The 24486-nt window shown below is 72.2% G+C and carries 25 protein-coding genes; 13 read left to right on the forward strand and 12 right to left on the reverse strand.

Annotated features, from left to right (window positions below; translation table 11 throughout):
- Positions 1-460: adenosylcobinamide-GDP ribazoletransferase (locus ABZX30_RS18700; RefSeq protein ID WP_355934749.1), on the reverse strand; the 460-nt coding region annotated here is incomplete at its 3' end.
- Between the two features lie 60 nt (positions 461-520).
- On the opposite strand from ABZX30_RS18700, the gene ABZX30_RS18705 reads away from it, so the two are divergent.
- Positions 521-1297, forward strand: coding sequence for a hypothetical protein (locus ABZX30_RS18705; protein ID WP_355934751.1), 777 nt, complete (start codon positions 521-523; stop codon positions 1295-1297).
- On the opposite strand, the gene ABZX30_RS18710 is transcribed toward ABZX30_RS18705, so the two are convergent.
- The 3 genes from ABZX30_RS18710 to cobT all read right to left on the reverse strand — a co-directional run bounded on the left by ABZX30_RS18710 (position 1282) and on the right by cobT (position 5043).
- A complete protein-coding gene (locus ABZX30_RS18710) occupies positions 1282-2040 on the reverse strand; it encodes a hypothetical protein (protein ID WP_355934753.1) in 759 nt (252 codons plus the stop codon). The two genes, ABZX30_RS18705 and ABZX30_RS18710, sit on opposite strands and share 16 nt — an antisense overlap.
- Positions 2037-3833, reverse strand: coding sequence for a phosphatidylglycerol lysyltransferase domain-containing protein (locus ABZX30_RS18715; RefSeq protein ID WP_355934754.1), 1797 nt, complete (start codon positions 3831-3833; stop codon positions 2037-2039). Before ABZX30_RS18715 ends, ABZX30_RS18710 begins: the two co-directional genes overlap by 4 nt.
- 67 nt (positions 3834-3900) lie before the next feature.
- Positions 3901-5043 carry a nicotinate-nucleotide--dimethylbenzimidazole phosphoribosyltransferase gene (gene cobT / locus ABZX30_RS18720; RefSeq protein WP_355934756.1) on the reverse strand — a complete coding sequence of 381 codons (1143 nt, stop codon included), beginning with the start codon at positions 5041-5043 and terminating at the stop codon, positions 3901-3903.
- Between the two features lie 133 nt (positions 5044-5176).
- Between cobT and ABZX30_RS18725 the strand changes: the two genes are divergently transcribed.
- Positions 5177-6277 carry a class I SAM-dependent methyltransferase gene (locus ABZX30_RS18725; protein ID WP_355934758.1) on the forward strand — a complete coding sequence of 367 codons (1101 nt, stop codon included), beginning with the start codon at positions 5177-5179 and terminating at the stop codon, positions 6275-6277.
- A 62-nt stretch (positions 6278-6339) separates the two neighbouring features.
- Here the strand turns inward: ABZX30_RS18725 and ABZX30_RS18730 are convergent, their stop codons facing one another.
- Positions 6340-7548, reverse strand: a complete 1209-nt coding sequence (locus ABZX30_RS18730; protein WP_355934760.1) for a bifunctional adenosylcobinamide kinase/adenosylcobinamide-phosphate guanylyltransferase — start codon at positions 7546-7548, stop codon at positions 6340-6342.
- 113 nt (positions 7549-7661) lie between these two features.
- On the opposite strand from ABZX30_RS18730, the gene ABZX30_RS18735 reads away from it, so the two are divergent.
- The gene (locus tag ABZX30_RS18735; RefSeq protein WP_355934761.1) at positions 7662-7874 is read left to right on the forward strand and encodes a hypothetical protein; all 213 of its coding nucleotides are present in this window, start codon (positions 7662-7664) and stop codon (positions 7872-7874) included.
- Positions 7875-7941: 67 nt separating this feature from the next.
- Here the strand turns inward: ABZX30_RS18735 and ABZX30_RS18740 are convergent, their stop codons facing one another.
- The 3 genes from ABZX30_RS18740 to ABZX30_RS18750 all read right to left on the reverse strand — a co-directional run bounded on the left by ABZX30_RS18740 (position 7942) and on the right by ABZX30_RS18750 (position 10685).
- Positions 7942-9012 (reverse strand): trypsin-like peptidase domain-containing protein, encoded by a 1071-nt coding sequence (locus ABZX30_RS18740; protein ID WP_355934763.1) that lies wholly within the window; start codon positions 9010-9012, stop codon positions 7942-7944.
- A 261-nt stretch (positions 9013-9273) separates the two neighbouring features.
- Entirely contained in the window at positions 9274-9975 is a 702-nt protein-coding gene (locus ABZX30_RS18745) for a methyltransferase domain-containing protein (protein ID WP_355934765.1), read from the reverse strand.
- Between the two features lie 83 nt (positions 9976-10058).
- Entirely contained in the window at positions 10059-10685 is a 627-nt protein-coding gene (locus ABZX30_RS18750; RefSeq protein ID WP_355934767.1) for a DUF3043 domain-containing protein, read from the reverse strand.
- A 297-nt stretch (positions 10686-10982) separates the two neighbouring features.
- Here ABZX30_RS18750 and ABZX30_RS18755 point away from each other — a divergent pair, with 297 nt between their 5' ends.
- The 5 genes from ABZX30_RS18755 to ABZX30_RS18775 all read left to right on the forward strand — a co-directional run bounded on the left by ABZX30_RS18755 (position 10983) and on the right by ABZX30_RS18775 (position 14510).
- On the forward strand, positions 10983-11774 hold the full coding sequence (locus tag ABZX30_RS18755; RefSeq protein ID WP_355934769.1) for a PspA/IM30 family protein: 792 nt from the start codon (positions 10983-10985) through the stop codon (positions 11772-11774).
- A gap of 43 nt (positions 11775-11817) precedes the next feature.
- Positions 11818-12096 (forward strand): hypothetical protein, encoded by a 279-nt coding sequence (locus ABZX30_RS18760; protein WP_355934872.1) that lies wholly within the window; start codon positions 11818-11820, stop codon positions 12094-12096.
- Positions 12097-12141: 45 nt separating this feature from the next.
- Complete coding sequence (locus tag ABZX30_RS18765; RefSeq protein WP_355934771.1) at positions 12142-13365, forward strand: sensor histidine kinase; 1224 nt, start codon at positions 12142-12144, stop codon at positions 13363-13365.
- Positions 13362-14039 (forward strand): response regulator transcription factor, encoded by a 678-nt coding sequence (locus tag ABZX30_RS18770; protein ID WP_355934772.1) that lies wholly within the window; start codon positions 13362-13364, stop codon positions 14037-14039. Before ABZX30_RS18765 ends, ABZX30_RS18770 begins: the two co-directional genes overlap by 4 nt.
- Before the next feature lie 177 nt (positions 14040-14216).
- On the forward strand, positions 14217-14510 hold the full coding sequence (locus tag ABZX30_RS18775) for a hypothetical protein (protein ID WP_355934773.1): 294 nt from the start codon (positions 14217-14219) through the stop codon (positions 14508-14510).
- Between the two features lie 58 nt (positions 14511-14568).
- On the opposite strand, the gene nadA is transcribed toward ABZX30_RS18775, so the two are convergent.
- The gene (nadA, locus tag ABZX30_RS18780; protein ID WP_355934775.1) at positions 14569-15753 is read right to left on the reverse strand and encodes a quinolinate synthase NadA; all 1185 of its coding nucleotides are present in this window, start codon (positions 15751-15753) and stop codon (positions 14569-14571) included.
- Positions 15754-16007: 254 nt separating this feature from the next.
- Here nadA and ABZX30_RS18785 point away from each other — a divergent pair, with 254 nt between their 5' ends.
- Positions 16008-16364, forward strand: a complete 357-nt coding sequence (locus ABZX30_RS18785) for an iron-sulfur cluster assembly accessory protein (RefSeq protein WP_355934777.1) — start codon at positions 16008-16010, stop codon at positions 16362-16364.
- Positions 16365-16452: 88 nt separating this feature from the next.
- On the opposite strand, the gene ABZX30_RS18790 is transcribed toward ABZX30_RS18785, so the two are convergent.
- Both ABZX30_RS18790 and ABZX30_RS18795 read right to left on the reverse strand, forming a co-directional pair.
- Entirely contained in the window at positions 16453-18261 is a 1809-nt protein-coding gene (locus tag ABZX30_RS18790; protein ID WP_355934778.1) for a hypothetical protein, read from the reverse strand.
- A 102-nt stretch (positions 18262-18363) separates the two neighbouring features.
- The gene (locus tag ABZX30_RS18795) at positions 18364-18573 is read right to left on the reverse strand and encodes a hypothetical protein (protein ID WP_355934780.1); all 210 of its coding nucleotides are present in this window, start codon (positions 18571-18573) and stop codon (positions 18364-18366) included.
- Positions 18574-18723: 150 nt separating this feature from the next.
- Between ABZX30_RS18795 and ABZX30_RS18800 the strand changes: the two genes are divergently transcribed.
- Positions 18724-19698, forward strand: a complete 975-nt coding sequence (locus ABZX30_RS18800) for a carbohydrate kinase family protein (protein ID WP_355934781.1) — start codon at positions 18724-18726, stop codon at positions 19696-19698.
- Here ABZX30_RS18800 and ABZX30_RS18805 read toward each other — a convergent pair whose 3' ends face one another.
- The gene (locus ABZX30_RS18805; RefSeq protein WP_355934783.1) at positions 19699-21078 is read right to left on the reverse strand and encodes an aminotransferase class V-fold PLP-dependent enzyme; all 1380 of its coding nucleotides are present in this window, start codon (positions 21076-21078) and stop codon (positions 19699-19701) included.
- A gap of 300 nt (positions 21079-21378) precedes the next feature.
- Between ABZX30_RS18805 and coxB the strand changes: the two genes are divergently transcribed.
- Genes coxB through ABZX30_RS18820 form a run of 3 tightly spaced genes read left to right on the forward strand, consistent with a single transcriptional unit; the run spans position 21379 to position 24466 of the window.
- Positions 21379-22338: a cytochrome c oxidase subunit II gene (gene coxB, locus ABZX30_RS18810; RefSeq protein ID WP_355934784.1), complete on the forward strand. Its 960-nt coding sequence runs from the start codon at positions 21379-21381 to the stop codon at positions 22336-22338.
- The gene (gene ctaD / locus ABZX30_RS18815; RefSeq protein WP_355934785.1) at positions 22335-24071 is read left to right on the forward strand and encodes a cytochrome c oxidase subunit I; all 1737 of its coding nucleotides are present in this window, start codon (positions 22335-22337) and stop codon (positions 24069-24071) included. The genes coxB and ctaD overlap by 4 nt, the downstream gene beginning before the upstream one ends.
- Positions 24068-24466: a cytochrome c oxidase subunit 4 gene (locus tag ABZX30_RS18820; RefSeq protein WP_355934787.1), complete on the forward strand. Its 399-nt coding sequence runs from the start codon at positions 24068-24070 to the stop codon at positions 24464-24466. The genes ctaD and ABZX30_RS18820 overlap by 4 nt, the downstream gene beginning before the upstream one ends.
- Positions 24467-24486: the final 20 nt, after the last annotated feature.

Here is a 24486-nt window from a genome sequence, read left to right on the forward strand (position 1 = left end):
CCGCCGCGAGCGCGCCCCGGGCCCAGGAGCCGCCGTACGCCTGGGCCAGCGCGGCCACCTGGGCCAGGAGCACGAGGACCAGCGTGAGCACACCGAACGGCCCGATGTCCGACTGCTTCATGATCCGCAGCGCGTCCTCGGCGGGCTTGCCGCTGCCCAGCCCGTCCGCGGTGTCGGCCAGCCCGTCCAGGTGCAGGCCCCGGGTGAGCGCGGCGGGTACGGCGACGGTGGCGACGGCGGCGAGCAGGGGGCCGGCGCCGAGGAGGAGCAGCGGCACGCCGAGCGCGGCCGCGCACACGCCGACCACCAGGCCGGCCAGTGGGGCGCACAGCATGCCGCCGCGGGCCGCCGCCCGGTCCCAGCGGGTGACCCGGACGGGCAGGACGGTGAGGGTGCCGAAGGCGAAGCGCAGGCCGTCCGGCCAGGGCGCGGGGGAGGAGGGGGCAGTGGGCTCGGGCACCGGCGCAGGTTACCGGGCGGCCATGCGGACCCGTGCGGCCCCCGCCATTAAAGTGCGCATATGGGACATTGGTGGTGGCGGAACATCGGCGAGCCGGGCAAGCTCCCGCTGCTCCTCGCCCTCGCCGCCTTCGTCCTCACCTTCCTGGTCACCCGCGCGATCACCCGCATGATCCGGGCGGGCAAGGGGCCGTTCGGCAACGTCACCGGAGCCGGCGGGCTGCACATCCACCACGTGGTGCCCGGTGTCGTCCTCATGGTCGTCGGTGGCTTCGGGGTCGTCGCCAGCGTCCGGCACGGCTTCGGCGCGGGCTTCTTCGCGGTCGTCTTCGGCATCGGCGCGGGGCTCGTCCTGGACGAGTTCGCGCTGATCCTGCACCTCCACGACGTCTACTGGACCGAGGACGGCCGCAGGAGCGTCGAGGTCGTCATCCTCACCGCCGCCCTGGTCGGCCTGGTCCTCGCCGGTTTCTCCCCGTTCGGCGTGAACGACCTCTCACAGGGCGAACTCCAGGGCCGCGGCACCGTCATCGCCACCGTCTCCGGCAACTTCGTCCTCTCCCTCGTCGCCTTGACCAAGGGCAAGCTCCGCACCGCGGTCTTCGGCATCGTCGTCCCCGTCGTCGCCCTGGTCGGCGCGGTGCGGCTGGCTCTGCCCTGCTCCTACTGGGCCCGGCGCTTCTACCGCCGCCGCGCCCGCGCCCGCGCCCGGTCCTGGCTGCGGGCCTACCGTCACGACCGCCGGTGGCTGCGGGTGGGCCTGGCCGTCCAGGACTGGATCGGCGGCCGGCCGGATGTTCCCCGGGTCACGCGGGCCGGGGATCAGCGGGGGCCCTGACGAGCACGGCCGGACGCGGGTGCGTGGAGGCCGGCCGCGCCGCGCCCCGCGCCCCGCGCGGGGTCGTCCGCGGCCCTGCCGGCGGGCGCGGGCGGGCGGCGGCCGAGTGCCGCCTCCGCCGCGCACAGCAGGGCGACCACCGCCAGGGCCGCCAGGTGTTCCTTGCCCGCGAGGTTCTCCTTGAGCAGGGCCTCGGCCAGTATCGCGGCGGCCACGCCGCCCGCCGTGACGTGGGCGCCGTACCGCCGGCCCAGGTACACGGCGAGCCCCACCACGGCCGCGGACGGGCCGGTGTCGACGACCTGGGCATCCGTTCCCGGCAACCCCAGCAGGTGGTGCGGACCCAGGGCGATGCCGACGCGCGCGTACAGGGTGCCGGCCAGCGTGGCCAGGTACGCGACGGCCAGCGTCCGCCGGCGGCCCAGACAGACCTCGGCGAGGCCCGACACGCACAGGATCTGGACGAGCGCGCCCCACACCGGCAGGTCCAGCGCCGGCACGAACAGGGACAGCGGGGTCCGCAGCAGCGCCAGCCACAGCGGGTCCGCGGCCCGTACGGCCCCCATCGCCTGCACCGGCCGGTAACCCCAGGACTGGTTCTGCACGAGCTGCACCACCGCCGTCAGGCACACCGCCCCGGCCGTCATCGGGACCGCCCGCAGCCGCCGCTCCCGCAGCGACCCGCGCACGGTGCCGTACAACGGCCCCCATTCGGCGCGGGCCCAGCGGGCGAGCGGAGTCATCCGCGCGTCTCCAGGTGTCTGCGATGCAGCCACTTCGGCAGCCCCGGCGCTTCCAGGAACCCCTCCGCCCGCGCGGAGGCGAGGCCGATGCGTGGCAGGTCCGCGCTCTTCTCGAAGAGCAGGAACCTGGGCTCCCAGATGGGCCGGTACTTGGCGTTGGCGCGGTACAGCGACTCGATCTGCCACCAGCGCGAGAAGAAACTGAGCAGCGACCGCCACAGCCTCAGCACCGGCCCGGCGCCGAGGCGCGCACCGCGTTCGAAGACGGAACGGAACATGGCGAAGTTGAGCGAGACCTGAGTGATCCCGATCTCGGCGGCCCGCCGCAGCAGCTCGATGACCATGAACTCCATCAGCCCGTTGTCGGAGTCCCGGTCACGGCGCATGAGGTCGAGGGACAGCCCGTGCGGCCCCCAGGGCACGAAGGACAGCAGCGCCCGCAGCTCGCCCCGCGCGTCCGTGCACTCGAGCATCACGCACTGCCCGTCCCGCGGGTCCCCGAGCCGGCCCAGCGCCATGCTGAACCCCCGCTCGGTGGCCCCGTCGCGCCAGTCGTCCGCCCGCTGCACGAGGTACGCCATCCGCGCGGCCGGGATGTCCGCGTGCCGCCGGATGCGCACCGCGTACCCGGCCCGCCTCACCCGGTTGTACGCCTGCCGGACGGTCCGCATGGCCCGCCCCTCCAGCGTGAAGTCGGCGACCTCCACGACCGCCTCGTCACCGAGCTCCAGCGCGTCCAGCCCGTGCCGCGCGTACACGGTGCCCGCCTCCTCGCTCGTGCCCATCACGGCCGGGATCCAGCCGTGCTCCCGCGCCCGGTCCAGCCACGGCACGATCGCGCCCGGCCACGCCTCCGGATCGCCGATCGGATCCCCGGAGGCCAGCGACACCCCGCCCACCACCCGGTAGGCCACCGCCGCCTTCCCGGTCGGCGACCACACCACGCTCTTCTCCCGGCGCAGCGCGAAGTAGCCGAGCGAGTCCCGCTCGCCGTGTCTGTCCAGCAGCGCCCGCAGCCGCTTCTCGTCGTCCTCGGTGATCGGGTCGACGGCGCGCCGGGAGCGGAACGCGGCGTAGAACACGGCCAGCACCAGGCCCGTGCTCATCACGTTGACGGCGACGTTGACCCAGTTCGGGGAGGAGATGCCCGGGAACCGCGTCTCGTCGGCGGCGACCGAGACCAGCCGCAGCGTCCCGTAGTGCCAGCGCTGCGGGAACGTCGACCGGGCGGCGTCCGGGGCCTGGTTGGTGACCGTGACCAGCAGCGCGGCCAGCAGTGAGGCGACGAGCCCGCCGCCGACGGCGACCAGGACGGCGAGCCTGGGGTTGGAGCGGTCGCCCTTGGCGTAGAACTCCCGGCGTCCCACCAGCAGCGCGCCGACGAAGGCGGCCGTGAGGACCAGGGAGACCCAGTTCTGCGCGTACCGCTGGATCTCCGGGAACGCCATGGCGAACGCGAACAGGGCCAGGAACAGGCCGCTGAGCACCAGGTTCAGGATCCACGCGGCCCGCTTGCGGCGCCGCATGGTGATGGCCAGGAACGTCGTGAACACACCCGAGGCGAAACCGGCCGTCAACAGGTACGGCGTGAAGAAGTTCTCCTGGTTGTGGCGCCGCACGTCCTGGCCCAGGGAGACCCACACGGCGCTGAGGAAGTTGATGAAGGCGACGGCGCGCAGGTACCAGACGGCGAGGGCGGCGGCCCGCCGGGACGCCCCGGTGGACCGCCGCCCGTTCCCGTCCGGCCGGTCCCTGGCGGCTTCCTGGTCCACGGCAATTCGGGCATCTCCCATAACGGGGGATCATATGGCTCCGCTCCGGCGAACCATGCCTTTACGGCCGTACCGCCCCCGCCGGCGGTCAATCCCCGGACAACTCCCCGGACAGCTCCCCGGACGCTTCCTTCGCCGGCTCCTCCCCGGGCTTCTCCGCCGGCGTCTCCCCGGGCGTCTCCTCCGGCTCCCGTTCGGGCAGCTCCGCCGCCAGCGCGGCCGCCGCCTGCACCAGCGGCAGGGCGAGCAGCGCCCCGGTCCCCTCGCCGACGGTCACCCGCTGCCCGAGCAGCGGCTCCAGGGCCATCCGGTCCAGCGCCTTGGCCTGCCCCGGCTCCCCGCTGTCGTGCCCGGCCAGCCACCAGTCCGGCGCCCGGAACGCCACCCGCTGCCCGACCAGCGCGCAGGCGGACGCCACGACCCCGTCCAGGATCACCGGCAGCTTGCGCACCGCGGCCTGCAACAGGAACCCGGTCATCGCCGCGAGGTCGGCCCCGCCGACGGTCGCCAGCAGCTCCAACTGGTCCCCGAGCACCGGCCGCGCCCGCCGCAACGCGTCCCGGATCGCGGCGCACTTGCGCATCCACGCCAGGTCGTCGATCGCCCGGCCGCCCCGCCCGGTCACCACCGACGCGTCCGTCCCGCACAGCGCGGCCACCAGCACGGAGGCCGCCGTGGTCCCGCCGACGCTCACATCGCCGAGCACCACCAGATCCGTACCCGAGTCGGCCTCCTCGTCGGCCACGGCGACGCCCGCCCGGAAGGCCGCCTCGGCCTCCTCCGGGGTCAGCGCGTCCTCGATGTCGATACGTCCGCTGCCGCGCCGCACCCGGTGCCGTACGACCTCCGCCGGCAGCGACTCCGGGTCGCAGTCCAGCGCCATGTCCACCACCCGCACCGGCACGTCCAGCCGGCGCGCGAGCACCGCCACCGGGCTGGCGCCCTCCAGGACCGCCCGCACCAGCCGGTCGGCCGTGCCCGCGGGTCGGGCCGAGACGCCCAGTGCGGCGATGCCGTGGTCGCCGGCGAAGAGCACGATCCGTGGGTGTTCGACCGGCCGCACCGGTACGGCGCCCTGTGCGGCGGCCAGCCACTCACCCAGATCGTCGAGCCGGCCCAGCGACCCGGGCGGCACGATCCGGCGTTCTCGGCGGGCCTCTGCGTCACGGCGCACGCCCCCGTCCGGACGCTCGATCAGATCGGTGAAGTCGTCGAGATTAAGCGAGCTCATTCGCCGAACAGTACCGGCAGCGATCCAACGGTTCCGCGCCACATCGTCACCACGTCCCCGCGATGTCTTTGCACCCAAGATCGGCATCCCATACGTTCCGCTTTGCAGCGTAATGTCGCACAGGGAGTCGTCCATGCCGCCCTCGCCCCCCGTCCTGGCCGCCGTCGAACGGCGCCGGGCCCTGTACGCCGCCGAACTCTCCCTGGGCACCGACCGGTTCACCGGGCCGCGCCGCGACGACTGCCCCTGGTGCGGCTCCAGCCGACTGCGCACCCGGCTGCGCGGACCCGACCTGCTCCAGCGCAAACCGGGCACGTTCGTCCTCGACCAGTGCCGTGACTGCGAGCACGCCTTCCAGAACCCCCCGCTCACCGCCGAGGGGCTCGCCTTCCACCACGGGGACATCCACGACGGGCACCTGGAGGACTTCGCGGAACGCCTCCTCGCCGCCGGCTCCGGCCGCCGGCGCCACCGGCACGCGGCCCGGGCGATCCTGGCCCTGGAGCCCGAACCGGAAAGCTGGCTGGACGTCGGCACCGGCCGCGCCCACTTCCCGCGCACCGCGCGGGAACTCTTCCCGTACACCGCCTTCGACGCGGTCGGCACCACCGGCCGCGTCGAGGAGGCCCGCCGGGCCGGCTGGATCGACGAGGCCCACCGCGGCCAGCTCACCACGCCCGGCGTCCTGGCCCGCCTGCGCTCCCGCTACGACGTCGTCAGCATGTTCCACCACCTGGAGCACACCCCCGACCCGCGGGCCGAACTCCACGCCGCGCTCGCCGCGTTGCGCCCCGGCGGGCATCTGCTCGTGGAGATGGCCGACCCGCGCAGCCACTTCGCCGTCCTCCTGGGCAAGTGGTGGCTGCCCCAGGGCCAGCCCCGCCACCTCCACCTGATGCCGCCGGCCAACCTCCGGGCGGAACTGGAGGCCCGCGGCTGCACGGTGCTGCGCACGGACCGCAGGGCCCCGCACATCCCGCACGACCTCTCGGCGGCCCTGGCCCTGGCCCTGAGCCATGCCTTCCCGGCCCCGGACGCCCCGTGGCGGACGACCCCGCCGAGCGCACTCCGGCAGACGCTCCGCGCGGCCCTCCTCGGAGCCACCAGCCCCCTCGTCGACGTGGCGGCCCTCCTGGACCACACCCTGGCCCCGCTCCTGCGCCGCACCCGCTTCTCCAACACCTACCGCCTCATCGCCCGCAAGGAACGCCCGGACGGACCGGCTGACGACTGACGGGCCGGCTGACGCCTGACGGGCCGGCTGACGACTGACGGGCCGGCTGGTGTCGGCCGGGCTCAGCCCCGCAGCACCACCGCCTGCCCCGCCACCACCAGCACCACCTGTTCGCACTCGGCCGCGAACGCCGCGTTCAGCCGCCCCAGTTCATCGCGGTACCGCCGTCCGGAGGACGTCGCCGGCACGATCCCCGACCCCACCTCGTTCGACACCGCGACCACGGTCCGCCGGGCCGCCCGCACCGCCGCGGCCAGCTCTCGCACCCGCGTCCGCAAGGCCCGCTCCCCGCCGGACGCCCACTCCGCGTCGTCCCACGCGCCGACGGAGTCCATCGCGTCCGTCAGCCACAACGACAGACAGTCGATCAGCACCGGCGGCCCGTCCTCCGCGAGCAACGGCACGAGGTCGCACGTCTCCGCCGTACGCCACGAACCCGGCCGCCGCTCCTGGTGCACCGCCACCCGCGCCGCCCACTCCGTGTCCCCGTTGCGCGACCCGCCCGTCGCCACGTACAGCACACCGGGAAAGGCCTCGAGCCGCCGCTCGGCCTCCACCGACTTCCCCGACCGCGCACCCCCGAGCACCAGCGTCCGCCGCGGCACGTCGGGCACGTGCTCGTACATTCCCACCACCAGCGTCGTCCCGTCCGGCACCGCCCGCGCCCCCGCCGCCGCCAGCCGTCGTCGCACCTCCGCCCCCGGCGACACGTGGTGGTCGAGGTGGACGGCGACGACATCCGTGGTCGGCCCCACCGCGCCCACCGCGCGCAGCCTGGCCAGCGCGTCCGGCCGCCCCACCACGTCGGTGAGCACCATGTCGTACGCCGCGCCCTGCGCCGCCCCGCTCTCCAGCCCGGCGGGCGCGCCGCCCGGCGGCAGGTACAGCAGCCGCTGCCCGTCCGGCCCGGTCACCGCGTACCCGGTGCCGCCCGCGTCCATCGCCAGCGCCCGCACCCGATGTCCCGTCAGCAGCGTCAACTCCCGCCCGTCCGGCACCCGTACGGGCTGCGGCAGCCCGGCCGGCACCTCGACCGCCGGCCCGTCGTGCGGATGCGACAGCACCACCTGCCGCACTCCGCCCAGCGAACGACCGGCCCGCGCCGCCGCGAACGCCGCGCCCGGCGTCAGGTCGAGCAGCAGCACCCCGTCCACGAGCAGCGCGGTGGCCGCCCGCGCGTCCGGGCCGAGCGCGGTGGCGCAGGCCGCACAGGGACAGTCGGGGCGGGGCAGTCCCGCGGGGGCACCGGTGCCGAGCAGAGTCAGTTCCACGGACCTGATTTTCGCTTGTCGCCGCGGGTCTTGCGCGTCCGGCTAGGCTCGGTGCAGGAGCCGGACCAAGATCCGGCTTTCGCTCTGCACGTGGTCGCACCAGGGAGGCGTACATGGTGGCTTGGACGTGGCGGTTCGAGAAGGCCGACGGGACGGAGGTCCAGCCCGCGGTCCAGCCCGAGGACTTCACCACGCAGGGGGATGCCGAATCCTGGCTCGGGGAGCACTACAAGGCCCTGCTGGAGGGCGGCGTCGACCAGGTGCGGCTGTTCGAGGACAACACGGAGATCTACGGGCCGATGAGCCTGCACACCGACGAGTCCTGACCGTCCGGGGCGGGGCGAGTGCCCTGTGACGGCTGCTCGCCCGCCCCTCCTCACCGCCCGCCCGTCCTCACTGCTCGCCCAACGTCACGTCCACCGTCCGCGTGACGCCGTCGCGGGTGAAGGTCACCGTCGTCCGCCGGCCCGGCCGGTCCGCCGCCAGCGCCTCGGACAGCGAGGTGACCGTGGTGATGTCGGTGCCGCCCAGCCCGGTGACGACGTCGCCGGGCCTGATGCCCGCCTTGTCGGCCGCGCTGCCGGCCTTGACGTCGACCACGGCGACCCCGGCGGGCCGGAACGACTCGTCGACGAAGGTCCGCCCGGTGATGCCGAGCGCGGCCCGGCCGGAGTCGGTCACCCTGCCGTGCGCGATGATCTGGCCGGCCACCGTCCGCACCATCGAGGCGGGGATCGCGAACCCGATCCCGGGCGCCGCGCTGCCCCCGAGTTCGGGGTCGGCGGCGGCGAGCGTCGGAATGCCGATGACCTGCCCGTCGAGACCGACCAGAGCCCCGCCGCTGTTGCCCGGGTTGATGGCCGCGGACGTCTGCACCATGTTCGCGATCGTGGCGCCCGTTCCGCCGCCGTCCCGGCTCTCGCTGACGGTCCGTCCGGTCGCCGACACGATGCCCTGCGTCACGCTGGACGACAGCCCGAGCGGTGAGCCCATGGCGAGGACGATCTGCCCGACCTGCACCTTCTCGGAGTCCCCGAACCGGGCCGCCTTCAGCCCCGCCGGGACCCTGTCCAGCCTGAGGACGGCCAGGTCCTGCTCGGGATAGGAGTACACCAGCGTCGCGGTGAGCGGGTCCTCGCTGCTGGCGGTGGTCACCCCGAAGGTTCTCCGGTCCCCGACCACGTGCGCGTTGGTGACGATGTGTCCCTTGCCGTCGTAGACGACCCCGGAGCCGAGGGTGTCGCCGGCCTGGATCTGCACCACCGACGGCAGGACGTCCCTGATCACCTTCAGATACGCGCTCTGCAGGTCGGCCCCCGGCAGGGGCAGGGCGGCCCGCGTCGCCGCCCGCGCCTGCCCGGCCGACGGCTCCGCGCCGGAACACCCGGAGACGAGCGCCGCGCCACACGCGAAGGCCACGAGGGGAGCGACGGTCCGCAGGACGGGCACACGGGAGGCATCCATGCCCCCGAGTCTCCCCACCGGACGATCACCCGGCCCGCCGGACTCATCCGAACGTGAACCCGCCCCGGCCCCGGAGCGGACCCCGACGACCCGGCCACGAGGACCTTCCCGCCCCTTGCCGGCCGCGCCCCCGCACTCCGCATGGGTGGGGCGGCGGTGCGATGCCCGGTGGCGGGTTCCGGTGGCTCGGCGTGCTTGGTGGTCGCGTCTCCGCAGCCGGGGGTGCCGGTCCGGGCCGGTCGTATCGCGGGGCGGGGGCTCTCAGCCCCGGACTCCGCACAGGTGCAGCAGCGCCGCGACCCCCCGGTAGGGGTCCGTCCGGCCCGCCCGTTCCTCGGCGGCCAGCAGGGTGTCCAGTTCGGCCGGGATCTCCGCGTCGTCCGCCGCCGTGTCCGTGAAGACCCGCACCCCGTACCAGACGTGCAGCGGCGCGCCGATCCCGGCGAGCGTGGCCGTCAGCGTGGCGAGCCGGTCCGCCCGGACGTCGAGGCCGAGCCGGTTGTGGTAGGAGGTGCTGTCGAACGCGGCCAGCGCCCCCGCCCAGTCCCCGGACAGCCCCGGCCGCACGGCCAGCGCGTCGCCGTTGCGCACCAGCAGTGACAGCAGCCCGCCCGGAGCGAGCATCCGGGCCAGCCCGGCCAGCAGCGGATCGGGCTCCTCCACGTACATCAGCACCCCGTGGCACAGCACCACGTCGAAGCTGCCCGGCAGGAAGTGCACCCCCGTGTCCCGGCCGTCGCCCTGGACGATCCGCATCCGCTCGCGGATCCCCTCGGGCTCACCGGAGAGCGCCTCGCGCGCCGCCGCGATCATCGTGGCGTCCCGCTCGATGCCGGTCACCTGATGCCCGGCCCGGACCAGTCGCAGCGCCTGCGTGCCCTGGCCCATTCCCACGTCGAGCACCCGCAGCCGCTGCCCGACCGGGAACCGCCCGGCTATCTGCTCGTCGAGCTGCCGGGCCACCAGCTCCTGTCGTACGACGTCCCGCAGGCCGCCCAGCCTGCTGAGCCAGGCCTCCGCCGCACCCCCCTGGAAAGCGTCCGTGCTCAGGGCCGCTCTCCGCGCTTGACCTGAGGCTTCGGCAGCCGGAGCCGGCGCATCTGGAGGGAGCGCATGAGGCCGTAGGCCACCGCGCCCTTCCGGTTCTGCTCCGGGAAGCGCTCGGCCAGCCGCTTCTTGAGCCGGAAGCCGCTGAGAACCGAGTCCAGCACGATCAGGACGATCACGATCAGCCACAGCAGCAGCGCGACGGTCTGCAGCACGGGCACCCGCACCACGCTCAGCACCAGGATGACCACGGCCATCGGCAGGAAGAACTCCGCCACGTTGAACCGGGAGTCGACCCACTCGCGCGCGAACTTGCGGACCGGACCCTTGTCACGGGCCGGCAGATACCGCTCGTCGCCGCTCGCCAGCGCCTGCCGCTGCCGCTCCAGCTGGACGCGGCGCTCCTCGCGCTGCCGCTTGGCGGCGTCCTTCCGGTTCGTCGGAGTGCTGGCGACGCTGCGGCGCTGGGACTGGGCCTCACTGCGCTTGGGCGTGGGCCTGCCCTTGGGGGCCTGCGGGTCTCGGGGCTGCTTGGAGTCGGTCACCGCCACCTTGTCGGTGGGGGCCTTCTCTTCCTTGGCACGGCTACGGAACACAAAACCCAAGGGTACGGGGTCGCGGCGCATGGACCCCAGCCCCGTGGGGAACGATCCGGCAACGCCAGTCGTCCTGTAGGGGGACAGAGGAGACAGAGGGAGCAGAGGGGACGTCGCGGACGTCGCGGACGGTTCGGCCGGGAGCCACCGCCCGGCCACCCCGGGGGGCCACCTACTCCCTACGCCGGAGCGGAGCCGTACGCAGTCGTCCTTGGGGATGAGCGCATCCTTCCCCGAACAGTGCGGTAATGGATGCAGGGCCCGTACTGTGGGTTCTGTCGCAGGATCTGTGAGCTGGAGTCCGTCAGAAGGGGGCGCGCGAAGCCCATGAGCGGTGTCATGAAGCGTATGGGGATGATCTTCCGCGCGAAGGCGAACAAGGCCCTTGACCGGGCCGAGGACCCGCGCGAGACCCTCGATTACTCGTACCAGAAGCAGCTGGAGCTGCTGCAGAAGGTCCGCCGCGGCGTCGCCGACGTGGCCACCTCCCGCAAGCGACTGGAGCTCCAGCTCAACCAGCTCCGGCAGCAGTCCACCAAGTTGGAGGACCAGGGCCGCAAGGCGCTCGCGCTCGGCCGCGAGGACCTGGCCCGCGAGGCGCTCTCCCGCCGCGCCGCGCTCCAGCAGCAGGTGACGGACCTGGAGACGCAGCACTCGACCCTCCAGGGCGAGGAGGAGAAGCTCACCCTCGCGGCCCAGCGGCTGCAGGCCAAGGTCGACGCCTTCCGGACGAAGAAGGAGACCATCAAGGCCACCTACACCGCGGCCCAGGCGCAGACCCGCATCGGCGAGGCCTTCTCCGGCATCTCCGAGGAGATGGGCGACGTCGGCCTGGCCATCCAGCGCGCCGAGGACAAGACGCAGCAGCTGCAGGCCCGGGCCGGCGCCATCGACGAGCTGCTCGCCTCCGGTGCCCTGGACGACCCCACCGGCATGGCCAAGGACGACATCGCGGCCGAGCTGGACCGGCTGTCCGGTGGTACGGATGTAGAGCTGGAACTGCAGCGCATGAAGGCCGAGCTGGCCGGAGGCACGCCCCAGCAGGCGATCGAGGGCGGCACCGGCCAGGTGCAGTCCCAGCAGCAGCCGCAGGACACCCCGCGCTTCGACAAGCAGTAGCCCGAGCGCCGAGAGCCACAGCCTGGAGGGCGACATGGCCGACATGATCGTACGGATCATGGGGGAGGGGCAGGTGAGGCTGGCGGACAGCCACCTCGCCGAACTCGACACGCTCGACGACGAGCTGCTGGCCGAGATGGACAACGGCGACGGCCCCGGCTTCCGCCGCACCCTCCACGCCCTCCTCGCCAAGGTCCGCGCCCTCGGCGAGCCGGTCCCCGACGACTCTCTGGACCCCTCCGACCTCATCCTCCCGTCACCCGACGCGACACTGGAGGAGGTCCGGGAACTGCTGAGCGACGAGGGCCTCATCCCGGGCTGACGACGGGGCCCGGGGGCGGAACACCCAGGAACGTACTGTTCATCCGTGAGCACCCTCGACCGCGCCAGACGCCGACTCCAGGCGCACCCCCTCGCGCTGGACGCGGCACTGGCGGCCGGCGTGCTGATCTGCATGGTGGTGGGGTCCTTCGTGGTGCCCCAGGGCGAGAACGACGTCGCCTGGGGCGTCCGCAGCCCCGATCCGCTCAGCCTGCTGCTCATCACGATCGGCGCCGCGGCCCTTGTCTTCCGCCGCAGCGACCCCAAGACGGTCCTCGCGGTCACCGGCACCGTCTCCCTGATCGAGTGCGTCACCGGCGACCCCCGCGCCCCGGTCGCGATGTCCGCCGTGGTCGCCCTCTACACCGTCGCCTCGACCACCGACCGCGCCACCACCTGGCGTGCGGGCCTGCTCACCATGACCGTGCTCACCGGCGCCGCCATGCTCGCCGGCCCCCTGCCCTGGTACGCCCAGGAGAACCTCGCCATCCTCGCTTGGACCGGCATCGGCGCCACCGCCGGGGACGCCGTCCGCAGCCGCCGCGCGGTCGTCCAGGCCATCCGCGAACGCGCCGAACGCGCCGAACGCACCCGCGAGGAGGAGGCCCGCCGCCGGGTCGCCGAGGAACGCCTGCGCATCGCCCGCGACCTGCACGACGTCGTCGCCCACCACATCGCCCTGGTCAACGTCCAGGCCGGAGTCGCCGCCCACGTCATGGACAAGCGCCCCGACCAGGCCAAGGAGGCCCTGTCCCACGTTCGCGAGGCCAGCCGCTCCGCGCTCGACGAACTCCGCGCCACCGTCGGCCTGCTCCGCCAGTCCGACGACCCGAAGGCCCCCACCGAGCCCGCCCCCGGTCTCAGCTGCCTCGAGGACCTCGCCGACACCTTCCGCAACGCCGGCCTCCGGGTCGAGGTCGCCCGCGCCGACCAGGACACCGAACTTCCCGCCGCCGTCGACCTGGCCGCCTACCGCATCATCCAGGAAGCCCTCACCAACGTGCAGAAGCACGCGGGCCCGGACGCCAAGGCCGAGGTCAGCGTCGTCCGCGTCGGGCCGAACATCGAGGTCACCGTCCTCGACGACGGCCACCCCGCCGAGGACGCGCCCGCCGTCCCGGGCGGCGGCCACGGCCTGCTGGGCATGCGTGAGCGCGTCAGCGCCCTGCGCGGCACCCTCACCACCGGCCCCCGCTACGGCGGTGGTTTCCGCGTCCACGCCATCCTGCCGGTCAAGACCGGCACCGCCGCCCCGGGAGACTCCGCGTGACCATCCGCGTCCTGCTCGCCGACGACCAGGCACTGCTGCGCAGCGCCTTCCGAGTACTCGTCGACTCCGAGCCGGACATGGAGGTCGTTGGGGAGGCGTCGGACGGCGCGGAGGCCGTACGGCTGAGCGCCGAGCAGCAGGCCGACGTCGTCCTGATGGACATCCGCATGCCGGGCACGGACGGCCTGGCGGCCACCCGGCTGATCAGCGCGGACCCCGGGCTGGCGCACGTCCGCGTCGTCATCCTCACGACCTTCGAGGTGGACGACTACGTGGTGCAGGCGTTGCGGGCCGGTGCCTCCGGGTTCCTGGGCAAGGGCTCCGAGCCGGAGGAACTCCTGAACGCCATCCGGGTCGCCGCCGAGGGAGAGGCTCTGCTCTCCCCGACGGCCACCAAGGGCCTCATCGCCCGCTTCCTCGCCCAGGGCGACGCGGGCGACCACGACCCGGCCCGCGCGGAGCGCCTCGCGGCGCTGACCGGGCGGGAGCGGGAGGTGCTGGTCCAGGTCGCGGGCGGCCACTCCAACGACGAGATCGCGGAGCGGCTGGAGGTCAGCCCGCTGACCGTGAAGACCCATGTGAACCGGGCCATGGCCAAGCTGGGAGCCCGGGACCGGGCGCAGCTCGTGGTGATCGCCTACGAGTCGGGGCTGGTGCGGCCGCGGGCGGACTGACGGCTGCCGCTCACCGCTCGAGGGGAGCTGACGCACGCGTCCCGCTGAGTCCCTGTCCGAGCCGAACACGGCCCGCGGCCACCTGCGCTGTGTGCGCACAGCGATGTTCGGTGCGCGCTGGGTAGTCATGTCGGAGTCGGGTGTTCCGACGGGGCCGTTTCGGAAGGAGAGGCGCGGATGCTGCGTGACGTCAGGGGAGCTTCGCCGCGGTTGCTGCCGTGGAAAAGCCCTGAGGGGCTGCCTTGTTACCTCAGCACGGACGACTGCGACAGCCGGCTGTCGCGGCTCGCGGATGCCGTGGAGGCGGAGTTACTGGAGGGGGCCGAGGCGGTGCTCGGGCTGGCGCGCGGGGTGCTGGGCGAACCGGGCGCGGGCAGCGGTGAGCTGCGGTTCGCCGGGGTGCGGTTGGCGGAGGCGCTGGAGGATGCGCTGCGGGTGGCGGTCAGTCGGGGGGTGCGGCTGGGGGGTTAGCCCGGATGCCCCTTCCGGCCGGGAAGGGGCATCTCCCGAAGCGGGGTGCGGCCGGGCCCTACGGCAGCGCCAGCATCCGCTCCAGTGCCAGCTTCGCGAAGGCCTCCGTCTCCTTGTCGACCTGGATGCGGTTGACGAGGTTGCCCTCGGCGAGCGACTCCAGGGCCCAGACCAGATGGGGGAGGTCGATGCGGTTCATGGTCGAGCAGAAGCAGACCGTCCTGTCGAGGAAGACGATCTCCTTGCCCTCGGGCGCGAAACGGTTCGCCAGGCGGCGGACCAGGTTCAGCTCGGTGCCGATGGCCCACTTGGAGCCGGCCGGGGCGGCCTCCAGGGCCTTGATGATGTACTCCGTCGAGCCGACGTAGTCGGCCGCGGCCACCACCTCGTGCCTGCACTCGGGGTGGACCAGGACGTTGACACCGGGGATGCGGGCGCGCACGTCGTTCACCGAGTCGAGGCTGAAGCGGCCGTGGACCGAGCAGTGGCCGCGCCACAAGATCATCTTGGCGGCGCGCAGTTCGTCGGCGGTCAGCCCGCCGTTCGGCTTGTGCGGGTTGTAGACCACGCAGTCGTCCAGGGACATGCCCATGTCGCGGACGGCGGTGTTGCGGCCGAGGTGCTGGTCGGGCAGGAAGAGCACCTTCTCGCCCTGCCCGAACGCCCAGTCCAGGGCCCGCCTGGCGTTCGACGACGTGCAGATGGTGCCGCCGTGCTTGCCGGTGAACGCCTTGATGTCCGCGGAGGAGTTCATGTACGACACGGGCACCACCTGCTCGGCGACGCCGGCCTCCGTCAGGACGTCCCAGCACTCCGCGACCTGCTCGGCCGTCGCCATGTCGGCCATCGAGCAGCCGGCGGCGAGATCGGGCAGGACGACCTTCTGGTCGTCGGAGGTGAGGATGTCGGCCGACTCGGCCATGAAGTGCACACCGCAGAAGACGATGTACTCGGCCTCCGGGCGCGCGGCCGCGTCCCGGGCCAGCTTGAAGGAGTCGCCCGTGACGTCGGCGAACTGGATGACCTCGTCACGCTGGTAGTGGTGGCCGAGCACGAAGACCTTGTCGCCGAGCTTCGCCTTGGCCGCGCGGGCGCGCTCGACCAGGTCGGGGTCGGACGGCGAGGGCAGGTCACCGGGACACTCGACGCCCCGCTCGCTCTTCGGGTCGGCCTCACGGCCGAGCAGCAGCAGGGCGAGCGGAGACGGCTGTACGCCGAGCTCCGGGGTCTGGGCGGTGGTCACGGCACGCACCCTTTCTACTTTTCGTCGAACTGACGCTATCTATCATAACCCGGTTCACGTCACTTTGACGATGGTCATTGCGTCGGTGTGACATGAATCCCGGTCAGGCGCCGGTGAGGCGTTTTCCGCTGCTGACCGCATGTGCGAGCATGAGAAGGGAACGACAAGACAAGAGCCCGGCCCGGAATGAATCCGCGGCCTCGCCGGTTGCAACCGTCGGCAAGCAGTCTCCGTACAACCCGGGAGAGATGTAGATGTCCGTATCGGACGAGACCAGCACCGTCACCGACGGCATCATCCTGACCGACGCCGCCGCGTCGAAGGTCAAGGCCCTGCTCGACCAGGAAGGCCGTGACGACCTCGCCCTGCGCGTCGCCGTCCAGCCCGGCGGCTGCTCCGGCCTGCGTTACCAGCTCTTCTTCGACGAGCGCTCGCTCGACGGCGACGTCGGGAAGGACTTCGACGGTGTCAAGGTCGTCACCGACCGCATGAGCGCCCCGTACCTGGGCGGCGCCACGATCGACTTCGTCGACACGATCGAGAAGCAGGGCTTCACGATCGACAACCCGAACGCGACGGGCTCCTGCGCCTGCGGCGACTCCTTCAGCTGAGCCCCGCGGCGCACACGGCGCACCGCAGCGCACCACACGAAGGCGGCGGCCCCTTCCGACCGGGCCGCCGCCTTCGTGTGTCCGCGATTCAGCGATCCAGGTGTGCTTCCGGTCCCTCCTCGGGGATCGGCCGGCCGTTCGAGCCGACCAGCTTCCGGTTGCCGAGCGGCCGGTCCAGGTGCACGGTCCGGTGGTAGACCTTGGCGATCATCACGCAGACCTTGTCCGTCCGGCGGGTCTCGGTCACCTTGACGGTCACCTTGCCGGAGTCCTCGGCGGCCGACGCCTTGTAGTCGGAGCACACCCCGCCCTCGAACGTCACCGTGACGTCGTCGTCCGTGGCGCTGTAGCCGGTCACCGTCACGGACTGCTCGGCCGCCGACGGCGTGCTCGACGCGGCGCCCGGTGCCGCCAGGTACTTCGGGTCGACGGCCGGATACGTCACCGTGAAGGCGTCACCCGTTCCCCCTGCCTGGAACAGCCAGGACGGCACCAGCGCCTGCCTGCCGTCGACGGAGTGCGCGGCCAGCCCGAACACCGCCTTGCGGACGGTGACCGTCTCCCGCGCCGGCGTCGGCGCGGCCGTCGGGGACACCGACCCGCACGGCTGCTCCAGCCGGTCCTTCTGCGGTACGGGAGCGGCACAACCGCCGATGCCCATCCGGTGGCCGGTCCCGGGCGCCTCGTTCATCAGGGCCAGCGTCTTCCCGGCGTCCAGGACGGGGTACGTGTCCCCCTTCACCGGCGTCTTCAGCCGGCCGTGACCGCCGACCACCTCGCCCTGCTTGCCGACGGTCAGACCGGTCGTCCAGCCGTAGGTGGGCAGTCCGCCCACCACAGGATCGGCGTTCACCACCCGCTGGGCGCCCATGACCTGGCTCGCGTCCACCTTGGCGTCGTCCTGGCCCACCGCCTTCAGCACCGGTGCCGCGGCCTTCCGCGCGGCCGGCTCGCTCACCCCGTCGGTGGCCGGGACGGCGGGGTCGTGGGTGCAGACGGTGATCTTCCTGCAGTTGTCCGTACCGGGCGCGTACCGGCTGAACGTCCAGGTGCCCGGGGCCTCCTTGCTCACCTGGAGGACCGGCCCCGAGCCGTCCTTCCCGGAGCCGACCCGCCAGGTCCGTCCCTCCGCCACCGGCGTGCCGTCGAGGCCCAGCGCCTTCGCCAGCCGGGCCACCTCGTCCTTGGTGACCTCGGCGGAGGACCGGTACACCGGCGCCGAGCCGGGACCGTCGGGCAGGGTGCCGCCGGCCCGGTACGTGACCCCGTACGGGTTGGGCTCACCCGGCGCGATGCCCTGCGAGCCCGCCGGATAACCGTCCAGGGCGAGGGGCGGGGGAGTGCCGCCGGAAGCCGCGGACCCCGCACCGCCGCCCGGGGCGCCGGTCGCGGTGGCCGCGAGGTACGCCCCGCCGCCACCGGCCAGCAGTACGGCGGCGGCGACGGAGGCGATGACCGCGGGGGAGCGGCGACGGGCGGGCCGTTCGTCATCGGCCACGCCGACGTCCCCGTCCCGGGGAACCTCGTCGCCGGCCACCTCGGACGCGGCTGACGTTCGGGAGGCGGTTCGGGGCTCGGGCGTGGTTCCCGGCTCGGGCGCCGGGTTCGCCGCCGCTTCGGGCGTGGGGTCCGGCGCGGGCGGGGCTTCCGGTTCGGCGGCGGCTTCCGGTTCGGCCGTGGTCTCCGGCCGGGGTGCGGTCTGCGCCCCGGACGAGACATCCGGCTGGGGCCGGGACGCGGCTTCGGGCTCGGGCGCCGCCGGGGTTTCGGCTTCCGGCGGCTGGGGGGAGGTCTCCCGCTCGGGAGTGGCCTTGGGCTCCGGAGTCCGGTTCTCCGCCGAGGCTTCCCCGCCGGTGCCCGCGGCCGCGTCGTCGTTGTCGGGTCGCTCGGTGTTCACCGCATCGCTCCTCGCTGGGTCGTATCCCGCCTCCCCTCCTCGGGGGGACGGCGATGGGACGCGGCGGGTGGGCGAGCGGTTCCCTCGAACGGACCGGCTGAATCAGTCGCCGTAGTCCGACATGGCGTCCAGCAGCCGCGCGGAGGCCGCGGGGACGGTCACGCCGTGGATCAACGACGGAGGCACCGGAACGGCGGAGTCCCGCGCCGGTACCGCCCAGTGCGGAGCCATCCGCGCGCAGTCACCGCGCAGCGACGCCAGATCGCCGTCGAGCTCGGCCGGAGCGGGGGCGTGGATCTTGAGGTTCGTCATAGCGGCACCGTAAGCACGTGAAGTCAGCGGATAAAGATCTACTATCGGGTAGTTTTCCCGCTCCCGCACCTCGGCCGGAACAGGTGGCGCCGACGACCGGACCGGGTAGCGTGAACTGTCAAACCGCCCTCCCTCAGGAGAATCCACGCCGTGCGCATCGCAGTCACCGGCTCCATCGCCACCGACCACCTCATGACCTTCCCCGGCCGCTTCGCCGACCAGCTGGTCGCGGACCAGCTGCACACGGTCTCCCTCTCCTTCCTGGTCGACAACCTCGACGTCCGCCGTGGCGGCGTCGGCGCGAACATCGCCTTCGGCATGGGTCAGCTCGGCACCCGGCCCGTCCTGGTCGGCGCCGCCGGCTTCGACTTCGACGAGTACCGCGCCTGGCTGGAGCGGCACGGCGTGGACACCGAGTCGGTGCGCATCTCCGAGACCCTGCACACCGCCCGCTTCGTGTGCACCACCGACACCGACCACAACCAGATCGGCTCCTTCTACACCGGCGCGATGAGCGAGGCCCGGCTGATCGAGCTCAAGACCGTCGCCGACCGCGTCGGCGGCCTGGACCTGGTGCTGATCGGCGCCGACGACCCCGAGGGGATGCTCCGCCACACCGAGGAGTGCCGCTCGCGGAACATCCCGTTCGCCGCCGACTTCTCCCAGCAGATCGCCCGCATGGACGGCGAGGAGATCCGGATACTGCTGGACGGGGCGACGTACCTGTTCTCCAACGAGTACGAGAAGGGCCTCATCGAGTCCAAGACGGGCTGGACCGACGAGGAGATCCTCGGCAAGGTCGGCCACCGGGTCACCACCCTCGGTTCCCGGGGCGTCCGCATCGAGCGGGCCGGCGAGGACCCCGTCGAGGTCGGCTGCCCGGAGGAGGAGCGCAAGGCCGACCCCACCGGCGTCGGCGACGCCTTCCGGGCCGGCTTCCTCTCCGGCCTCGCCTGGGGCGTCTCCCTGGAGCGCGCCGCCCAGGTCGGCTGCATGCTGGCGACCCTGGTCATCGAGACGGTGGGTACGCAGGAGTACCAGCTGCGCCGGGCCCACTTCATGGACCGCTTCACCAAGGCCTACGGCCACGAGGCCGCCGCCGAGGTCCAGCAGCACCTCGGCTAGTCAGGCGGTACGGCGGACCACGTACGCCGCACCGTGGTCCGCCGGCTCCTCGCCGACGAACTCCTGCCCGCGCATGTCGCACCACGCCGGGATGTCCAGCCGGGCCGCCTCGTCGTCGGAGAGGACCCGGACGGTCCCGCCCACCGGCACGTCCCCGATGACCTTCGCCAGCTCGATGACCGGGATCGGGCAGCGTTTGCCGAGCGAGTCGACGACCACCTCGTCCGGTCGTACGACGGCCGCGGCGGGCACCGGGGCGCCGAGTTTCTCCCGCACCCCCGCCACCACGCCCGGCAGCACCGACAGGAACCGCTCGACGTCGTCCTCGGCGGTGCCCGGCGGCAGCGACACCCGGACGTTGCCCTCACTCAGCACCCCCATCGCCCTCAGCACATGGCTGGGCGTCAGCGTGCTGCTCGTACAGGACGACCCGGACGAGACCGAGAAGCCGGCCCGGTCCAGCTCGTGCAGCAGGGTCTCCCCGTCGACATAGAGACAGGAGAAGGTGACGATCCCCGGCAGCCGCCGCTCCGGATCGCCGACCACCTCCACGTCCGGCACCGCCTCCGGCACCCGCGCGCGGATCCGCCGCGTCAGCTCCCGCAGCCGGGCCGCCTCCTGGGCGGCCTCCGCCCGCACCGCCCGCAGCGAGGCCACCGCGGACACGATCGCCGGAAGGTTCTCGAAGCCGGGCGCCCGCCCCGACTCCCGCTCGTCCGCCGGCCCTCGCGGCGCGAACCGCACCCCCTTGCGGACCACCAGCAGCCCGACCCCCGACGGCCCGCCCCACTTGTGCGCGCTCGCGGTCAGCAGCGACCAGTCGCCCTCGACCGGCCCCCACCCCAGCGACTGTGCCGCGTCCACCAGCAGCGGCACCCCCGCCGCCCGGCACACCGCGGCCACCTCCGCCACCGGCTGCGCGGTCCCCACCTCGTGGTTGGCCGACTGCAGACAGGCGAGCGCGGTGCCGGGCCGCAGGACGCCCTCGTACGAGTCGACGGCCACCGCGCCGGTACGGCTCACGGCGACCCGCGTGACCGTGCCGCCGTCCGCTTCGTGCGCGTCCGCCGAATGGAGCACCGAAGAGTGCTCGACGGATGACACGATCAGGTGACGCCCGACCCGCCGTCGCCCCGCCAGCGCCCCCGCGATCCCGCTGTGCACGGCCCGGGTGCCGGAGGAGGTGAACGTCAGTTCGTCCACCCGGCACCCGACCAGCTCCGCGGCGGCCTCCCGGGCCGCGTCGAGCAGCATCCGGGCCCGCCGCCCTTCCCGGTAGAGCCGAGCGGGATCGGCCCACCCCTCGTCGAGCGAGGCCACCAGGGCCTGCCGGGCAACGGGATGAAGGGGAGCGCCGGAAGCGGCGTCGAAGTAAGCCACACCGCAACGTTAAGACGTCCGTGAGCATTACAGGGGCGCGGGGAACTGCGCGAGAAACCACGGACCACCGCACCCGCCCGCGACCCCGACTCCCCGTGCTGCCAGGCGCCCGACCCGGCCCGATCCACCCCTTCGGTCCGACCCGCCGCGCGTATGCCCCCCTCCCCGCGACCCGCCGGAAGGCGTCCAGTAGGGTTTGGTCCGCATAAACATCAAACCCCTGCCCGACGCAGGGCGGCGACCGACCAGCGAGAAGGCCGCAGCCAACCAGCGCGGGCGAGACTCTCGGGAAGGCGCTACGTGAGTCCCAACGGCTCCGACCGCTCGCCGCGGCGCCCGATGCGGCGGAAGCTGCTGCAGGCAATGACCGCGGGCCTGGTCCTGGCGACCGCGACCGGTTGCACATACAAGGACTTCCCCCGCCTTGGCATGCCCACCCCGACCACGGAAGAGGCTCCGCGGATCCTCTCCCTGTGGCAGGGCTCCTGGGCTGCCGCGCTCGCCGTCGGCGTGCTGGTGTGGGGCCTGATCCTGTGGAGCGCCATGTTCCACCGGCGCAGCCGCACCAAGGTCGAGGTACCTCCGCAGACCCGGTACAACATGCCGATCGAGGCGCTGTACACGGTGGTACCGATCATCATCATCTCGGTGCTCTTCTACTTCACGGCCCGGGACGAGTCGAAGCTCCTCGACCTCTCCAAGAAGCCCGACGTCACCGTCAACGTGGTCGGGTTCCAGTGGAGCTGGGGCTTCAACTACATCGAGAACGTTCCCGGTTCCACCGGCAACGCCAAGACCGATCCGCAGCTGAACGCGATCCCGGACCGGTACAAGAAGGACTTCCCGGCCGACGCCGGCGGTGTCTACGACGTCGGTACGCCCGGCACGCGGAACCCGCAGACCGGCAACCCGGGTCCGACGCTGTGGCTGCCCAAGGGCAAGACGGTCCGCTTCGTCCTCACCTCGCGTGACGTCATCCACTCCTTCTGGGTGCTGCCGTTCCTGATGAAGCAGGACGTCATCCCGGGTCACACCAACGCCTTCCAGGTGACTCCCAACCAGGAGGGCACCTTCAGGGGCAAGTGCGCCGAACTCTGCGGCGTCGACCACTCCCGGATGCTGTTCAACGTGAAGGTCGTCTCCCCGGCAGCGTACGAGCAGCACCTCAAGGACCTCGTCAAGAAGGGGCAGACCGGTTACATTCCCGCCGGCATCGCGCAGACGAGCCACGAGAAGAACCGGGAGACGAACAACCTGTGAGCATCCTCAACGAACCCCAGGGTGCCGCGGCGGCCGACTCTTACGAGAACGAGCTGCCGGTCAGGCGCAAGCAGCCCGGCAATGTCGTGGTGAAGTGGCTGACGACCACCGACCACAAGACGATCGGAACGCTGTACCTCGTCACGTCGTTCGTGTTCTTCCTGATCGGCGGCGTGATGGCACTGCTCATGCGTGCCGAGCTGGCCCGGCCGGGCCTGCAGTTCATGTCGAACGAGCAGTTCAACCAGGCGTTCACGATGCACGGCACGATCATGCTGCTGATGTTCGCGACCCCGCTGTTCGCCGGTTTCACGAACTGGATCATGCCGCTGCAGATCGGCGCGCCCGACGTGGCGTTCCCGCGGCTGAACATGTTCGCCTACTGGCTGTACCTGTTCGGCTCGATCATCGCGGTGGCCGGTTTCATCACGCCGCAGGGCGCGGCCGACTTCGGCTGGTTCGCCTATGCCCCGCTGTCGGACGCGGTCCGCTCGCCGGGTGTCGGCGCCGACATGTGGATCATGGGTCTGGCCTTCTCCGGCTTCGGCACTATCCTCGGCTCGGTCAACTTCATCACCACGATCATCTGCATGCGCGCCCCGGGCATGACCATGTTCCGCATGCCGATCTTCACCTGGAACGTGCTGCTGACCGGTGTCCTGGTCCTGCTCGCCTTCCCGGTCCTGGCCGCCGCGCTGTTCGCCCTGGAGGCGGACCGCAAGTTCGGCGCCCACGTCTTCGACGCCGCCAACGGCGGATCACTGCTGTGGCAACACCTCTTCTGGTTCTTCGGCCATCCAGAGGTGTACATCATCGCGCTGCCGTTCTTCGGCATCATCTCCGAGGTCATCCCGGTCTTCAGCCGCAAGCCGATGTTCGGCTACATGGGCCTGATCGCCGCGACCATCTCGATCGCCGGTCTGTCCGTGACCGTGTGGGCCCACCACATGTACGTCACCGGTGGCGTGCTCCTGCCGTTCTTCTCCTTCATGACCTTCCTGATCGCGGTCCCGACCGGTGTGAAGTTCTTCAACTGGATCGGCACCATGTGGAAGGGCTCGCTGAGCTTCGAGACCCCGATGCTCTGGGCGACCGGCTTCCTGATCACCTTCACGTTCGGTGGTCTGACCGGTGTCATCCTGGCCTCGCCGCCGATGGACTTCCACGTCTCGGACTCGTACTTCGTGGTGGCGCACTTCCACTACGTCGTCTTCGGGACGGTCGTGTTCGCGATGTTCTCCGGCTTCCACTTCTGGTGGCCGAAGTTCACCGGCAAGATGCTGGACGAGCGCCTTGGCAAGATCACCTTCTGGACGCTGTTCGTCGGCTTCCACGGCACCTTCCTGGTCCAGCACTGGCTGGGCGCCGAGGGCATGCCGCGGCGCTACGCGGACTACCTCGCGGCCGACGGCTTCACCGCCCTGAACACGGTCTCGACCATCAGCTCGTTCGTGCTCGGCCTGTCGATCCTGCCGTTCCTCTACAACGTGTGGAAGACGGCCAAGTACGGCAAGCCGGTCGGCGTCGACGACCCGTGGGGCTACGGCCGTTCGCTCGAATGGGCGACGTCCTGCCCGCCGCCCCGGCACAACTTCCTCACCCTGCCGCGGATCCGCAGCGAATCCCCGGCGTTCGACCTGCACCACCCCGAGATCGCCGCTCTTGAGCAGCTCGAGCACGCCGGCCACGGCAGCAGCAGCGCCATCGCGGGCAGCAAGGAGGCCGGCAAGTGAAGATCCAGGGCCGGATGTTCATCTGGCTGAGCTTCTTCGTCCTGACCATCGCCATCGTGTACGGCGTGTGGTCGAAGGAGCCGGCCGGCACCACGGCACTCTTCCTGGCCTTCGGCCTGTGCATCATGATCGGCTTCTACCTGGGCTTCACCGCCCGGCGGGTCGACGTGGGTGCCCAGGACAACAAGGAGGCCGATGTCGCGGACGACGCGGGCGAGCTGGGCTTCTTCAGCCCGCACAGCTGGCAGCCGCTCATGCTCGGCACCGGCGGTGCGATCGCCTTCCTCAGCATCGCGGTCGGCTGGTGGCTGATCTACTTCGCGGCACCGATCATCCTGCTCGGCCTGTTCGGCTGGGTCTTCGAGTACTACCACGGTGAGAACCGCACCCAGTAGTACGCACGCACATGCCGCGC

Source organism: Streptomyces sp. NPDC004542 (assembly GCF_040610035.1).
Lineage (GTDB): Bacteria > Actinomycetota > Actinomycetes > Streptomycetales > Streptomycetaceae > Streptomyces.